The following is a 15,415-nucleotide window of genomic DNA, read 5'->3' as shown; positions in this document are numbered from 1 at the left end:
TGTCCTGTCGCGTTGCCGCGGCACCAGCCTAATAGGGGACCGTGTGGTCCGCCCACCGCGCCGAACGTGCCGTAACAAAACCGGGGAACGGTCAGCGGGCAGGTACGCCGGGGTTCCCTAGGCAGTCCAAAGTGCGTTCTTACACTGCCCGGCCCGGCGGGAAAGGATCGGAACTGCGGCGGCACCGGCCCGCCGCAGACCACCCGCCGAACACCCGACCAGCCGAACCGACGAAAGGCCTGTTATGCCCAGGATCCTCCACATCAATGCCTCCCCGCGCGGGGACCACAGCGACTCACTGCTCCTTGCCCGCCACTTCATCTCCGAAGTTCAGGCGGCCGGTGCCCCTATTGACGGCGATCCCATCGGAGAAGGCGGGATTGAGGTCGGAACCCTGAACCTGTTCGACGCCGGCGCCCTCCCCGGGTTCGGAACCACCGCCGCCGGCGCCAAGATGGCCGTGTTCTCCGGCCGGGACCAGACTCCGGAAGAGCTCCAGGCCTGGACCGACGCCCGCGCCGTCTTCGACCGGTTCGCGGCTGCCGACGCTTACGTCTTCAACATTCCGATGTGGAACGCCGGCGTGCCGTACGTCCTGAAACAGTGGATCGACATCGTCACCCAGCCCGGCTGGAGCTTTGGGTTCGACCCCTCTGCCGGCTACACCGGGCTGATGGACAGGAAGCACGCCCTGGCCATCCACACGAGCGGCGTCTACTCCCCCGGCGTTGCCCCCGCGTTCGGCCAGGACTTCAGCAGCACCTTCTTCGCGGACTGGCTGACCTTCGTCGGCATCACCGACGCCACCCATGTCCGCTTCGCCCCGACGGTGCTGAACACCGACGTCGAGGGCTCCCGCCGGGAAGCCGAAGCGGAACTGGCGGCGCACGCCGTCGGCTTTGCCTCCCGCCTCCGGGCGGCTGATCTTCAGCCAGTGGGCGGTTGAGGTTCCGTAGTCGCAGTGCCGGTTCCGGCGTCGGAGGCGAGTGCGCGGTACACACTACCCGGTCCCGGCTTCCGCCGCCGTCGGGTCCGTCCTACCGCACGCCTGCCGGTTGGCTATCGGCAGGCGCCGCACCGGAAGGTTCGACGGCGGCATCAGCCGCCGGTGCGTCGCCCGCCGTCGGGCTTTCAGTGACTTCCGGTTCATCCTGAAGTTCCCCGCGGAATGCCCGGAGCATGGCTTCGCGGTCGAACTGGCCCTCCCACTTCGCCACCACGAACGTGGCCACGCAGTTCCCCAGCAGGTTCACGGAGACGCGCATGGAATCCATGAGGCGGTCGGCGCCAAGGAGCAGGGCGACGCCGGCCACGGGGAAAATGCCCAGGGCGCCGGCAGTTGCCGAGAGAGCCAGGAACGCGGAGCCGGGAACGCCGGCCATGCCCTTGGACGTGAGCATCAGGATGCCCAAAGCCACGAGCTGCTGGCCCAGGTCAAGGTTGTGCCCGAAGGCCTGGGCGAGGAACAGCAGCGAAATGGACAGGTACAGTGCGGCGCCGTCCAGGTTGAACGAATAGCCGGTGGGGACCACCAGCCCGGTGGTGGCGCGGGAGCAGCCGGCGTTGGTCAGTTTCGTCATGATGCGCGGCAGCACGGACTCGGTGGATGCCGTGCCCAGAGCCAGCAGGAACTCTTCCCGGCTGTACTTGATGAACTGCCACAGCGGCACGCGCGGGTACACCCAGGCCACCAGGAACAGCAGCGCAATGAAGACGATGGCGGCACCGTAGCAGGCGGCGATCAGCAGGGCATAGGTGCTCAGCGAACCCAGGCCGTACTGGCCGATGATGAAGGCCATGGCGCCGAAAGCGCCCACCGGGGCAACGCGCATCACCCAGGTCATGATCTTGAAGAACAGTTCCAGCGCCGTCTCCAGGAGATTGATCACGGGCAGGCACCGGTCACGGCCCACCACCACGATGGCCGCACCGAAGAACACCGAGAAGCACAGCACCTGCAGCAGGCTGTTGGACGCGAAGGCGCCCACCACGCTGGTGGGGATGATGCCCAGCAGGAACGCGCCGGCGTCCTTGGGCGGTGCCGTGCCGGTCTTGGCGTTGAGGGCGTCCTGGGAAAGCGTGTTGGGATCGATGTTCAGGCCGGCGCCGGGCTGGACGATGTTGCCCACCACCAGTCCGAACACCAGGGCGAAGAGCGTGGCACCGGTGAAGTAGAGCAGGGCCTTCACACCCACCCGGCCCACGGCCTTCACGTCACCCACGGCCGAGATTCCCGTGACAATCACCAGGAAGATCAGCGGAGCAATGATCATTTTGATCAGCTGGATGAAGCCGTCGCCCAGCGGCCGTAGGGCGGAGCCGAGGTCGGGCCAGAAGTGGCCGATCCCGATGCCGAGGCAGACGGCCACGAGGATCTGGAAGAAGAGCGACTTGTAGAGCGGCTTCTTGGGTGCCGGTGCGGTGCTTGCTTTGCGCGTCACGGCGGTTGGAGGAAATTTCATCAGGGCTGCCAATCAACAGGGAAAAGGCGCGCAGGTCGCCTCAGGACATGGGCAACGCTATGGCCCCCGTGTTTCCGGCAGGCTAAATCCGTACTGCGGAATTGTTTAACCGCAAGATGGAAAAGAAATTGTTGGCAGCCGTCGCAGTACTACACCTGGTCATCCCAGGTGCCGTCGGCCGCGGCGGCTTCCTCCGGTTTGTGCTCCGCATCGGGGTCGCCGCTGCCAATGTACGACGCCGGAACGGTGCCGCCCGCCTGCGTCTGCTGTTCTTCCCGGATGTTCTTCGCCGCGCCCTGGCCCGGGCGGGGCTGCTGATCGACGGCGTCGGGGTCGCCCGGGCCGATCTGGTCGGCGGGGTCGGCCGCTGCTTCCTTGGGGTCTGTCATGACGGCACCTTTCGTTCGGGGTTGCAGGTCTGTTGCCGCCGATTCGTTGGCTCCGGCGGCACCTTCAGCCTATTCGCCTGCGTTGCTGCAGTGGCCAGATTTCCGCCTGTTATGTCACGTGGTGTCGTGCTACCCAACTCGCGAAAATCCACTCAAAAGGGGAACAACTTCCCTAGCGCTGGGGCAAAAGCAGGCGCACGATTGTACTACCGGGCCACGAAAATGCAGTGAGCATCGCCCGGCGTCAAGCCCCCGCAGAGACCGGGAGTGCTGTTTGAAAATGGGTTGAAACTGACTGCCGCCTCACATGGGGAGTGTCATAGCGGCCGGACAGTCCTGCCCGAAAATGATCCACTCGCATCCTTTCTAGGAGCAAAAGAAATGTCCACAACTACCCCAACAAAATCCCGCCCCCTCGGGACGCGATTTGCATTGATATCGGCTGTTTCACTGGGTCTTATTGGAGGACCTGTTGCACTGGCCGTTCCCGCTGACGCTTCGACGTCGCTTCGCGGTTGTACCGTGAACCCGTTGAAACCGACGGACGCGGGGAAGAACGTCGCGGAATTCAAGATCAAGATCGATTGCAACGGCAAGAAGGTCGTAGAAGTCCGCCAGAAGCGCTTTGAAAAGGACCGGAACGGGCGCGACGACAAGCTCGGCAACACCACCGAATGGAGGAAGTACTTCGACAAGCATGATGGCAAAGTCACCGTCAGCAAGAAGGCCGACGTCGACAAGGACAAAGGCAAAGACCGCGTGTACCAGGAAGTCTCCTTCCGGGTTAAGAACGGCAACAACTGGTCAGACTGGACCAAGTGGGAAAGGAGCGACGTCGCACGCATCAGCTGACGGCGTTCCGCGCAACCGATCCGCTCAATGGATCTGCGCATCCTGGAGCCAGGGGCACCCGCCCCTGGCTCTTCTTTGTGGCGCGCACGCCTACATATAGCGTGCGTATGCCGGAGTCGGCGCCCTGGAACCAGCCCGAGGGTGTGGTCGAGAAGCTGGGCGACCTGCTCCACATCGTGGCCCGCCAGGCCGAGCACGACCTCAAGAAGTTCAAGGAATTCATCGAGCACGAAGACCGCGCGACCGGCGCCGGGCGAGCAACAGTTTCCGGCGTCTCCGAAACCCCGGCCGGCACAGCAAAAACCGGCCAGGAGTACAACCGGTTCGCGCACCCGTTTGACCAGACGAACGGGCTGGTGGATTTCGACTGAGCCGCAGGCTACCGGCTGGTGCCTGTAGCCGTTGGTGAAGGACTCGTTGGGGAAGCGGATTCAGTTGGTGTGACGGTGACTGTTGCCGTGCTGGTTTCCGTGCCGTCCGGGGTTGGCGTTCCGGACATTGACGAAGTGATGCTCGGCGTCGAGGTGGTCGTTCCGGAGGAACCGCCTTCGGCTTCACCAAGGACCTCGTTGACCAAGTCCTCCAGCTCCTTCTGATCGGCGTCGCCAAGATTGGCACCGCCTTTGGTGGCCACCACCAGGAGGCGGCCTTGGGCTGCGGAAATCTGCATCAGCATGTCAGACTCGTTGCCGCCGCGCGTACTTATCGTTGCGAAAGTCGTCTCTCCGTCGGTTTCGGCCTGCAGTTCCTTACTGGCGACGCCGTAACTCTGCCCGAGCACTGAGACCTTGAAGCTCTCGCACTGGGCCATTTTGCCGCTCACGTCATTGAGCAAGCTGACGGCGTCGGGCCCCTCGCTTCCGGACTGGGCGGACAACGTGCGCGGTTGCTGACCCTCCGAGATCGCAATCGCCACGTCGCCGTTTTCTACTGTGTCCAGCAGGCCGGCCGTGGCAATTGTCTTGCACTCCGTCGGGTCGGTGGTGGCCGCACTCATCAGCAAGCCGGCTATGCGGCTGCCCTGTTCCACCTGGTCCTTTGAATAGAGCTTCAGCTCACTGCCGTCCTTGTCCGACTTACCGGAGATGAGCTCGCGAAGCTCATCCTCGCTATAGACCTTGTCCTGCGCTGTGCTGGTTGTTGCACTGGCGGTAGGTGACGGGGTTTGTCCACCGCCACCCGTACACGCGGCCAAGGCGAGCACCGCCGCGGCTGCCAGGCCCAAAGCCGGAACAGTTTTCATGAGAACCACCCCTTCAGATAGCAAGCATGCTTATGGCCCTTAGGGTACTCCTGCTGACGCCTATTTTCGCCGATGATTTTGCGGGCGGACCAGCCCCTCAGCGCGAACGGACACTTACAGCCCCGCTTTTGTGGGGCCCCAAGTGTCCGTTCGCGCCCGCGGGCGGAACCCTTGCCTGCCGCCCGCATCCGTTGGGTTGCGGGCGGCACGTTTGTCCCGCCGTCGGCCGGTATTACTTGGAGGTTCCGGCGTACCTGACTGACGGCATGGCCGGCGTTTCCATGCCTTCGCCGATGAAGAAGCTCGGGTGCGGCGGCTGGTTGTAGGCAACGTTTTCACGCGCTACGCCGGTCCGGTACATCGGGTCGTGCATGAGGGTGCGGAGCCGCACCTCGGTGGGGGCCGTGGTGGTGTAGATCCGCAGCTCCGTGCTGTCCGAGGACGGGAAAGCAAGCTCCTCGCGCCAGTCACCGAGCAGGTCAGCCTGCAGGGACGGGTTGCCCTTGGTGGTGTTGTTGGTCCTGGCGCCCGTGGCGGTCAGGAGCCTGTCGCTGGTTTCCGTCTCCCAGTTCCACTTCGAGACGGTGGGCACGCCGACGGACGTGCTGGCGTCGTAGTCGTGGTCCACGATTTCGCGCAACAGGTCACCGTCCCACCAGGCCAGGAAGTTGGCGGCCGGGATGTTCTCCGCGATCAGTTCGCCCTTCGCGGACATCAGCTGGCCCACCGGCGAGTTCCACGCTGCAGTCCCGCCGATGGCCCAGCCCTCAGCGCCGGCGTAGCGGGGATCAATGTCCCCGGCTGCGCCGCGGCCGGTGTCCTTGATGGCCGGGATGCTCCACAGGACTTCACCCGTGGCGGCGTCGCGGAACGTGGCACCCCGGTTGCCGCTCTGGTTCATGCTTTCGTGGACGGCGAAAGTTTCCAGGCCCGGGCGGGACGGATCCAGGTCGCTGGTGTGGATGGCGTCGCCGTGGCCCAGCTTGGTGTTGTACAGGGGCCTGCCGTCGTCGTCGATGGTCATGGAGCCGAAGACGAACTCGTCCTTGCCATCTTGGTCCACGTCGGCCACGGAGAGGTTGTGGTTGCCCTGGCCCTTGTATTCGGCGCCGGCGTCGTCGGAATCGAACTTCCAGCGCTTCACCAGCTTGCCGTTGACCAGGTCGTATGTGACCAGGACGGTGCGTGTGTAGTAGCCGCGGCTGAACATCATCGACGGGTGTTCGCCGTCCAGGTAGGCCACCGCTCCGAGGAAGCGGTCCACGCGGTTGCCGTAGCCGTCACCCCAGGCTGCTACTGAGCCGCGGGGCGGATCGTAGGCCACCGTGTCCATGGCGGTGCCGGTCTCGCCCTTGAACACCGTGAGGAATTCGGGACCGGACAGCACGTAGCCGGCGGCGTTGCGGTAGTCCGCAGCCGGATCGCCGATCACGGCGCCTGCGGCGTCCTTGGTGCCGTCCGCGGTCTTCATCGACAGCTCGGCCCGGCCATCGCCGTCGAAGTCGTAGGCCAGCAGTTGCGTGTAGTGCGCGCCGGCGCGGATGTTGTGGCCGAGGTCGATGCGCCACAGCTTGGTGCCGTCCATCCTGTAGGCGTCCACGTACACATTGCCTGTGTAGCCGGACTGCGAGTTGTCCTTGGCATTGGACGGCGCCCACATCTGGATGATCTCGTATTTGCCGTCGCCATCGAGGTCGGCCACGCTGGCGTCATTGGCCGAGTAGGTATACGGCTTGCCGTCCTTGGTGACGCCGTCAGCCGGCTTGTCCAGCCTGATGGCCAGGTAGTTCCGGGCCAGCGGCGCAAATTCTTCAGTGAGCTTGTCCTGGCCGTTTCCGTTGCCCACGGCCTTGATCACGTACTTGGAAGACGCCGTCCCTGCCGGATCGACGAACATGGTGCTGTTCCTGATCGGATCCACGGTGAGCTGCACGCCGTCGCGGATGACGTGGAAGCCGATGCCGTCCTTGTCCAGGCCCAGCATCCGCCAGCTCAGGGTGACGCCCTGGTCGGTGAGCACCGCCACCGGGGCGCGGTCCAGGTTTTCCACCTGGCGCTGGAGTCCGGCGGTACCGGACTGGGCTGGTTGGGCAGCCGCGGCGCCTGCCGTCTGGTTGGGCTCGGTTTGGTTTGGATCGGCCTGGGCCAGGGGAACGCCGGTAAAGGCCAGGGCGGCCGCAGCCAAAGTTGCTGCAGCCGCCAGGGGCGCAGACTTCCGCACCCGGCCTTTCGTACTCTGAGCGGAACATTTCGCGGGGTATGCCAAGAACATCTCCTTTGATGCTGGCGGGCAGGAATTCTGCCGCACCGTGAGTGGTTGTATCGTTTCATTCGTTGCCGGCAACGCCCCTAGGAATTTCGCGAGGGGTTTGTCGGGCGGGAGAGAAAGCGCTTTCCGCACCTAACGTTTATCAGCGCTGCGGGACTGCGGTCAATACTCCAGCGATATTAAATGGGAGATAATGTTCCGTTTCGTGGCGACGCTTTGGAGCACTCTACGATTAATCCAGTCGGTGTATTATTCGGATGGACCAACCTTTTTTGCGTGAGTAGTCCCTCATCAACCCCCATAAGCAAGGAGCTGTCATGACCCTTCCGGAGCAAGCTACGGGAGAGCCAGCCGCCCAGCCAGCTCCCGGCCCAAGGCCGGGCCATCCTCGGGCCGGGGTCGCAGTCTGGGGGTGCCTGATTGGATTCCTGGGAGGATTGCTCGGCCTGGGCCCGTGGCTGATGACCGGAGCGAGGCTCCCGCTGCAGAACTTGTGGGGTGCAGAGGTCATGCCGGAGCAGATGCCCGTCTCGTTATTGCCACTGAGCCAATACGAACTCACTACGATCGTTGCGCTCCTGACCGTAGGCGGTGCAGCGGCAGGACTGACGGTGCACATCGCGTTCCCCGCCCGGCGGCGGCTGGCCACCTGGTGCGCGGCAGCCGGGGTCCTTGCGGTCCAGCTCGCGGCGGCTGTCCAGTCATTCACGGTGCTCGACGGCGGCCTGACGCGCGGGACGATGGCGGGCCTCTACTTCGCCGGGCTGCTCGCGGGCGTGACTGCATCCCTCGCCGCAGCCCTGGTGGCGCTCCTGCTGCTGGCCTCGAAGTCCCGGGGCCTGACCGCATTGGGGGCCGGACTTGTGGCTGTGCCGTTCGCTTCATGGGCGGTGGAGTGGGTCGTTGGCTTTGTCGGGCACGTCAATGTCCCCGTCGCCGTGCCGTCAATTGCTCGCTGGATTCCCGCCCTCCTCGTCGGTTGCGCCCTGGCCTGGTGCGGGCTTCGTCCGGCGCGGCGGGCCGCGGTGTGGCTCGTGAACCTTGCCCTGTTGTGGGTGGTTCCCGCCCTCTTCATCTCAGTGAACTACGTTCTTGGGTCACGGGTACTGGCGGGCGACATGCAGGAGATGCTGCTGATGGGCAGACAGATCCTGGCCGCTACTCTCGGGCCCAAAGGCGGAGCACTTCCCACAGTCTTCCTGGCCCTGGCCGTCGCACTGGCAGGGCTGGGCATCCGCTATGTTGCCGCTCGCAGGCGGCCAGGGTAAGGCTTATCAACTTTGTCCTCACGCTGAACCGCCACCCGGCCAGCATCTCGGGCAGGAGCCGATTTGAGAACAGCCGGGCCACCCCCCCCAAAGGGCCATTTCTATCTACAATTTAAGTGGCGGCAATGGCGGCAACCAGCTGCACGGGCCGCACCACAAGGAGGACCGCAATGGGTTTGGGTGACAGGATCCACAACGCCGCGGAGAGGCTTCACGGCAAGGGAAAGAAAGCCGCCGGTGAGATCAGTGGCAACGACCGCATGAGGGCCGAAGGCAAGGGCCGCGTAGTCAGGGCCGACCTCAAGCAGGCAGGCGAAAAGATCAAGCACGCTTTCAAGCGGCACTAAATACGAACAACCGGACGGGCGGCCCTGACTAGGGGCCGCCCGTTTTTCTGTGCCGGCCAGCAGCCGACGCCGCCCCCAGCTCGTGCGCCGCCATATCCCCGCCGCCTCCCCGGCCTTAATGGTTGACGTCCACGCCCGACTGGACCTACACTTTTCATACAGCAGAATATAACTTCCACAATACGAAATAACTTCGGAAGTTACTGTTAGACCGACGGAACACCGGACCACGCAAGGACATGACAATGACGTACACAGTGAACTGCTCCATCCTGCTGACGGAACTGCCGCTCCTGGAGCGGCCCGCCGCAGCGAAGGCCGCCGGCTTTGACGCCGTTGAATTCTGGTGGCCCTTCGAAACCTCCGTCCCCACCGACGCCCAGGTCACCGAGTTCGAGAACGCCATCACCGACGCTGGCGTGCAGCTGACCGGCCTGAACTTCAACGCCGGCAACATGCCCGGGGGCGACCGCGGCCTGGTTTCCTGGCCCGCACGCTCGACCGAATTCCAGGACAATATCGACGTTGTCGCCGGCATCGGCGAGCGCCTCGGTTGCAAGGCCTTCAACGCCCTCTACGGCAACCGTATTGACGGCGAATCGGCCGAAAAGCAGGACGCCATCGGCGCCGAAAACCTTGCGGCGGCAGCTGCCGGCGTCGCCCGCATCGGCGGCACCGTCCTGCTGGAACCTGTCAGCGGCGCCCCCAGGTACCCGCTCCTCAAGGCCCAGCACGCCCTCAACGTCATCGCCCGGGTCAGGGATGAATCCGGTGCGGAGAACATCAAGCTCCTCGCCGACTTCTACCACCTGGCCGTGAACGGTGACGACGTCGCCGCCGTCATCGAAAAGCACGCGAAGGACTTCGGCCACATCCAGATCGCCGACAACCCCGGCCGCGGGGCTCCCGGAACCGGAGAGCTTCCCCTCGGCGAATGGATCGCCCGCAGCCGCGAACTCGGCTACGAGGGCTACATCGGCCTCGAATACAAGGAACCGGCGGAGACCGCCTTCAGCTGGGCCATCCGCCAGCGCGTCTCCCAGTAGTCCCCCCTAGCCCAACTGAGTAGCAGTAGATGTCGTTTAGAGCCCTCAAAACGACATCTACTGCGACCTAGTTGGGTCCGGCTTCCTCAATTACCACAGACTTCAGAAAGAGAACCACAATGAGCAATGTTGCAGTCATCGGACTCGGAATCATGGGCCTGCCCATGGCCATCAACCTGGTCAAGGCCGGCCACACCGTCACCGGCTTCAACCGCAGCCAGGACAAGATCGACAAGCTGGTCTCCGAAGGCGGCAAGGGTGCCACGAGCATCGCGGACGCCGTCAAGGACGCCGACGTCGTCATCACCATGGTCCCGGACTCCCCCGATGTCGAAGGCGTAGTCAGCGGCAAGGACGGCGTCTTCGCCAACGCCAAGAAGGGCACCTTGTGGATTGACGCTTCCAGCATCCGCCCGGATGTGGCCAAGCGCCTGTCCGAGGACGCAGCCGCAGCAGGCATCCACCCGCTCGACGCTCCCGTTTCCGGCGGCGAGCAGGGCGCCATCGACGCCGCACTCTCCATCATGGTGGGCGGCGACGCGGCAGACTTCGAGGCAGCACAGGACGTCCTCAACGCCGTCGGCAAGACCATCGTCCACGTCGGCCCGTCCGGCTCGGGCCAGACCGTCAAGGCAGCCAACCAGCTGATCGTCGCCGTCAACATCGAGGTCCTGGGCGAGGCCATCGCCTTCCTCGAGGCCTACGGCGTGGACACCGACGCAGCCCTCAAGGTCCTCGGCGGCGGCCTCGCAGGCTCCAAGGTCCTGGACCAGAAAGGCCAGAAGATGCTCGACCGCAACTTCGACCCCGGCTTCCGCCTTGCCCTCCACCACAAGGACCTCGGCATCGTCACCTCCGCAGCCCGCGAAGCCAACGTCGCCGTCCCCCTCGGCGCCGTCGTCGCACAGCTCGTAGCCGCCACCGTCAACCAGGGCGACGGCGGTCTCGACCACTCGGGCCTCTTCAAGCAGGTCCTCCAGCTCAGCGGCCGGAAGTAACCCTCACGTAGCACGCGGCCGGCGGCGCTGATCGATCACAACTGGGGCAGTTCGACACGAACACGCCGGCCGCCGTCGTAATTTACGACGCAGACTCCCCCAAAGTGCCCCGCGACGAACGCCGGGCCTTCCCTCAGCACACCCAAAAACAGACTTCTTAGGAGCACACCATGAGCAAGATGCGTACCGTTGATGCAGCGGTTGCCATCCTGGAAAAGGAAGGCGCCATCGAGGCGTTCGGCCTGCCAGGCGCGGCAATCAACCCCTTCTACTCCGCCATGCGGGCCCACGGCGGCATCCGCCACACGCTGGCCCGCCACGTTGAAGGCGCCAGCCACATGGCCGACGGGTACTCCCGGGCCAAGGACGGCAACATCGGCATCTGTATCGGCACCTCCGGCCCTGCCGGCACCGACATGATCACCGGGCTGTACGCGGCCTGGGCCGACTCCATCCCCATGCTCTGCATCACCGGCCAGGCACCCGTGGCCAAGCTGCACAAGGAAGACTTCCAGGCCGTGGACATCGAGTCCATCGCCAAGCCCGTCACCAAGATGGCCATGACCATCCTGGAGCCCGGCCAGGTTCCCGGCGCCTTCCAGAAGGCCTTCCAGCTGATGCGCTCCGGCCGCCCCGGTCCCGTGCTGCTGGACCTGCCGATCGACGTGCAGATGGCCGAGATCGAATTCGACATCGACACCTACGAGCCCCTGCCCGTTGAGAAGCCCAAGGCCAGCCGCAGGCAGCTGGAAAAGGCCCTGGACATGCTGACCGCAGGCGAGCGCCCGCTGATCGTGGCCGGCGGCGGCATCATCAACGCCGGCGCCTCCGAGCAGCTGGTGGAACTGGCCGAACTGCTGGGCGTTCCGGTCATCCCCACCCTGATGGGCTGGGGCTCCATCGCCGACGACCACCCGCTGATGGCCGGCATGGTGGGCCTGCAGACCTCGCACCGCTACGGCAACGAGAACTACCTGCGCAGCGACTTCGTGATCGGCATCGGCAACCGCTGGGCCAACCGCCACACCGGCGGGCTGGACACCTACACGGCCGGCCGCAAGTTCGTGCACATCGACATCGAGCCCACCCAGATCGGCCGAGTGTTCTCCCCGGACTTCGGCATCGCATCCGACGCCGGTGCAGCGCTGGCCGGGCTGATTGAGCTGGCACGTGAGCGCCGCGACGCCAACACCCTGCCGGACTACTCCGGCTGGGCCGCCGAATGCGCCGAGCGCAAGGCCAGCCTGCACCGCAAGACGCACTTCGAGAACATCCCCATCAAGCCGCAGCGCGTCTACGAGGAGATGAACAAGTCCTTCGGCAAGGACACCACGTACGTGTCCACCATCGGCCTGTCCCAGATCGCCGGTGCCCAGATGCTGCACGTGTTCGGCCCGCGCAAGTGGATCAACGCCGGCCAGGCCGGTCCCCTGGGCTGGACCGCCCCGGCCGCCCTGGGCGTTGTCCGCGGCAAGCCGGAGGAAACCGTTGTTGCCCTGTCCGGTGACTACGATTTCCAGTTCATGATCGAGGAACTGGCCGTGGGTGCGCAGTTCAACCTGCCGTACATCCACGTGGTGGTCAACAACTCCTACCTGGGCCTGATCCGCCAGTCCCAGCGCGGCTTCAACATGGAGCAGAACGTTTCCCTGGCTTTCGAGAACATCAACAGCACTGATCTCTCTGCGACCGCAGCGGGCTACGGCGTGGACCACGTCAAGGTTGCCGAAGGCCTGGGCTGCAAAGCCATCCGGGTGGAGGACCCCAACGACCTGGGCTCCGCGTTCGACAAGGCAAAGGCGCTGGCCGGCGAGTTCAAGGTTCCCGTGGTTGTTGAAGTGATCCTGGAAAAGATCACCAACATCTCCATGGGCGTGGAAATCAATGCGGTCAACGAGTTCGAGGAACTGGCCGAGACCAGCGCGGACGCCCCCACCGCCATCCTGGCGATGCAGGCCTAATCATGCGGATCGTGATCGCGCCGGACAAGTTCAAGGGCTCACTGTCCGCCCCGGACGTTGCCCGGCACCTGGATGCGGGGCTGCAGGCGGCAGCCCGCACCGCCGGACAAAACAGTAACCTGGACGTCATCCGGATTCCGGTGGCCGACGGCGGCGAGGGCACCCTCGACGCCGCCGTCGGCTCCGGCTTCACCCGCCGGAGCGCCCTGGTCAGCGGCCCCACCGGGCAGCCGCTCCGGGCGGAGTTTGCGGTCCGCGGCCGCGAAGCGGTCATTGAAATGGCCGCCGCTTCGGGGCTCGCCGTCCTGCCGGGCGGCACGCCGGATTCCGTCACCGCAAGGGACGCCACCAGCCTGGGCACCGGGGAACTGATCCGGGCAGCGCTCGACGCCGGATGCCGGCAGATCATTTTGGGCGTCGGCGGGAGCGCCAACACCGACGGCGGCGCCGGCGTCCTGCAGGGACTCGGCGCGCAGCTCCTCGATGCCGAAGGCAACGAACTGCCGCCCGGCGGCGCGGCCCTCGCCAGGTTGGACCGGATCGATTTCTCCGGCTTCGACACCCGGCTGGACGAGGCACGCTTTGTCCTCGCCAGCGATGTGGACAACCCGCTGCTCGGAGCGGAAGGCGCCGCGGCGATCTTCGGCCCGCAGAAAGGCGCCACCCCGGAGGACGTCGCAATCCTCGACGCCGCGGCCGCGCACTTCGTGGACGTGCTCGCCGACGAGATCGGGCCCCGCGCGCTGAAGGCCGCTGACGCACCGGGTGCCGGGGCGGCGGGCGGCGTGGGCTACGCCGCCATCGCGGTCCTGGCCGCCACCCGCAGGCCGGGCATCGACGTCGTCCTTGAATTCACCGGACTCGCGGACCGTCTGGCCGGCGCGGACCTGGTGATCACCGGCGAAGGCAGCCTGGACGAACAGAGCCTGCTCGGCAAGACGCCCATGGGCGTGGCGCGGGCGGCTGCACGGGCCGGCGTTCCGGTAGTGGCCGTCTGCGGACGGACCACGCTGACGCCGGCGCAGCAGAAGGATTCCGGCTTCCGGCAGGTCTACCCTCTGACCTCGCTGGAGGCCAAGGTAGAAATATGTATAGCCGAAGCAGGACCCCTGCTCGAACAATTGGGAAAGAACATCGGCGTGGAGCTGGCGGACCTGGTCCCGGCCGGTTCCACCCCGCCCGGTTCCACCCCGCCAGTGAACAGCGCCCGCACTAAGGAGCCCCTCAATGTCTGAAGAAAGCTTTGACCTCGTCATCCGGGGCCAGCGCGTCCTCACCACCGCCGGCATCGCGGCACGTGAAGTGGGCGTGCGCGGCGGCAAAATCGTCGCCATCGAGCCGCTCGGCAACGGCCTGTCCGGCGCGGAAGTGATCGAACTCGCCGACGACGAGACCCTCATTCCCGGCCTGGTGGACACCCACGTCCACGTCAACGAGCCCGGCCGCACCGAATGGGAAGGCTTCGCGTCCGCCACCCGCGCCGCCGCAGCCGGCGGCGTCACCACCATCATCGACATGCCGCTGAACTCCATCCCGCCCACCACCACGGTGGAAGGCCTCAAGCTCAAGCGCGAAGTGGCCGAGGACCAGGCGTTCGTGGACGTCGGGTTCTGGGGCGGCGCCGTGCCCGGCAACAAGGCGGACCTCCGCCCGCTGCACGACGAAGGCGTATTCGGCTTCAAGTGCTTCCTGCTGCACTCCGGCGTGGACGAGTTCCCGCACCTCGAAGCGGACGAGATGGAAGAGGACATGGCCGAGCTCAAGTCCTTCGACTCGCTCATGATCGTCCACGCCGAAGACTCCCACGCGATCGACCGCGCACCCCACCCCGGCGGCGACCACTACTCCACGTTCCTGGCTTCCCGCCCCCGCGGCGCCGAGAACAAAGCCATCGCCGAGGTGATCGAACGCGCCCGCTGGACCGGCGCCCGCGCCCACATCCTGCACCTGTCCTCCTCTGACGCGCTGCCGATGATCGCCTCAGCCAAGCGCGACGGCGTGCACCTCACCGTCGAGACCTGCCCGCACTACCTCACGCTGATGGCCGAGGAAATTCCCGACGGCGCCACCGCGTACAAGTGCTGCCCGCCCATCCGCGAGGCTTCCAACCGCGAGCTGCTGTGGAAAGGCCTGCAGGAGGGCACCATCGACTGCATCGTCTCGGACCACTCCCCGTCGACCCTTGACCTGAAGGACCTGGAAAACGGCGACTTCGCCGTGGCCTGGGGCGGCGTCTCATCGCTGCAGCTGGGCCTGTCGCTGATCTGGACCGAGGCCCGGCACCGCGGCATCCCGCTGGAGCAGGTTATTTCCTGGATGGCCGAGAAGCCCGCCGCCCTGGCGCGGCTCTCCAACAAAGGCCAGCTGGCACTCGGGTATGACGCCGACTTCTCGGTGTTCGCGCCGGATGAGGCCTTCGTGGTGGACGTCTCCAAGCTGAAGCACAAGAACCCCATTACGCCGTATGACGGCAAAGCGCTCTCCGGAGTGGTCCGGAAGACATTCCTGCGCGGACATGAAATCGACGGCCAGACCCCGGGCGGCAAGCTCATCCGCCGCGGCGGCGTCTGAGGCATCACG

14 protein-coding genes are annotated in these 15,415 nt (G+C 65.4%); 10 read left to right on the top strand and 4 right to left on the bottom strand.

The window, feature by feature from the left end:
- Positions 1–244: 244 nt before the first annotated feature.
- Complete coding sequence (locus CXQ91_RS13530; RefSeq protein WP_104174433.1) at positions 245–946, top strand: FMN-dependent NADH-azoreductase; 702 nt, start codon at positions 245–247, stop codon at positions 944–946.
- Between the two features lie 91 nt (positions 947–1,037).
- Here CXQ91_RS13530 and CXQ91_RS13525 read toward each other — a convergent pair whose 3' ends face one another.
- Positions 1,038–2,462 carry a cation:dicarboxylate symporter family transporter gene (locus tag CXQ91_RS13525; RefSeq protein ID WP_104174432.1) on the bottom strand — a complete coding sequence of 475 codons (1,425 nt, stop codon included), beginning with the start codon at positions 2,460–2,462 and terminating at the stop codon, positions 1,038–1,040.
- Between the two features lie 149 nt (positions 2,463–2,611).
- The gene (locus tag CXQ91_RS13520) at positions 2,612–2,851 is read right to left on the bottom strand and encodes a hypothetical protein (protein WP_104174431.1); all 240 of its coding nucleotides are present in this window, start codon (positions 2,849–2,851) and stop codon (positions 2,612–2,614) included.
- A 531-nt stretch (positions 2,852–3,382) separates the two neighbouring features.
- Here CXQ91_RS13520 and CXQ91_RS13515 point away from each other — a divergent pair.
- Together CXQ91_RS13515 and CXQ91_RS13510 are read left to right on the top strand one after the other, a co-directional pair.
- Positions 3,383–3,703: a hypothetical protein gene (locus tag CXQ91_RS13515; RefSeq protein ID WP_104174430.1), complete on the top strand. Its 321-nt coding sequence runs from the start codon at positions 3,383–3,385 to the stop codon at positions 3,701–3,703.
- A 107-nt stretch (positions 3,704–3,810) separates the two neighbouring features.
- Positions 3,811–4,074 (top strand): hypothetical protein, encoded by a 264-nt coding sequence (locus CXQ91_RS13510; RefSeq protein WP_181038880.1) that lies wholly within the window; start codon positions 3,811–3,813, stop codon positions 4,072–4,074.
- 8 nt (positions 4,075–4,082) lie between these two features.
- Here CXQ91_RS13510 and CXQ91_RS13505 read toward each other — a convergent pair whose 3' ends face one another.
- Together CXQ91_RS13505 and CXQ91_RS13500 are read right to left on the bottom strand one after the other, a co-directional pair.
- Positions 4,083–4,946 carry a hypothetical protein gene (locus CXQ91_RS13505; protein ID WP_104174429.1) on the bottom strand — a complete coding sequence of 288 codons (864 nt, stop codon included), beginning with the start codon at positions 4,944–4,946 and terminating at the stop codon, positions 4,083–4,085.
- 232 nt (positions 4,947–5,178) lie between these two features.
- Positions 5,179–7,218 carry a rhamnogalacturonan lyase gene (locus tag CXQ91_RS13500; RefSeq protein WP_258073969.1) on the bottom strand — a complete coding sequence of 680 codons (2,040 nt, stop codon included), beginning with the start codon at positions 7,216–7,218 and terminating at the stop codon, positions 5,179–5,181.
- Between the two features lie 314 nt (positions 7,219–7,532).
- Between CXQ91_RS13500 and CXQ91_RS13495 the strand changes: the two genes are divergently transcribed.
- The 7 genes from CXQ91_RS13495 to allB all read left to right on the top strand — a co-directional run bounded on the left by CXQ91_RS13495 (position 7,533) and on the right by allB (position 15,406).
- The gene (locus CXQ91_RS13495; RefSeq protein ID WP_258073968.1) at positions 7,533–8,483 is read left to right on the top strand and encodes a hypothetical protein; all 951 of its coding nucleotides are present in this window, start codon (positions 7,533–7,535) and stop codon (positions 8,481–8,483) included.
- 170 nt (positions 8,484–8,653) lie between these two features.
- Positions 8,654–8,830, top strand: coding sequence for a CsbD family protein (locus CXQ91_RS13490; RefSeq protein ID WP_104174428.1), 177 nt, complete (start codon positions 8,654–8,656; stop codon positions 8,828–8,830).
- 245 nt (positions 8,831–9,075) lie between these two features.
- Positions 9,076–9,876: a hydroxypyruvate isomerase family protein gene (locus CXQ91_RS13485; protein WP_104174427.1), complete on the top strand. Its 801-nt coding sequence runs from the start codon at positions 9,076–9,078 to the stop codon at positions 9,874–9,876.
- Between the two features lie 119 nt (positions 9,877–9,995).
- Entirely contained in the window at positions 9,996–10,874 is an 879-nt protein-coding gene (locus CXQ91_RS13480) for a 2-hydroxy-3-oxopropionate reductase (RefSeq protein ID WP_104174426.1), read from the top strand.
- Between the two features lie 170 nt (positions 10,875–11,044).
- Positions 11,045–12,835: a glyoxylate carboligase gene (gene gcl, locus CXQ91_RS13475; protein ID WP_104174425.1), complete on the top strand. Its 1,791-nt coding sequence runs from the start codon at positions 11,045–11,047 to the stop codon at positions 12,833–12,835.
- A 2-nt stretch (positions 12,836–12,837) separates the two neighbouring features.
- Entirely contained in the window at positions 12,838–14,070 is a 1,233-nt protein-coding gene (locus tag CXQ91_RS13470; protein ID WP_104174424.1) for a glycerate kinase, read from the top strand.
- Complete coding sequence (gene allB / locus CXQ91_RS13465; protein WP_104174423.1) at positions 14,063–15,406, top strand: allantoinase AllB; 1,344 nt, start codon at positions 14,063–14,065, stop codon at positions 15,404–15,406. The genes CXQ91_RS13470 and allB overlap by 8 nt, the downstream gene beginning before the upstream one ends.
- Positions 15,407–15,415 lie beyond the last annotated feature (9 nt).

Source organism: Arthrobacter sp. Y81, from assembly GCF_002929335.1.
Classification (GTDB): domain Bacteria; phylum Actinomycetota; class Actinomycetes; order Actinomycetales; family Micrococcaceae; genus Arthrobacter.
The sequence above is the reverse complement of the archived record's forward strand: the minus strand, read 5'-3'. Positions and strand labels throughout refer to the sequence as shown.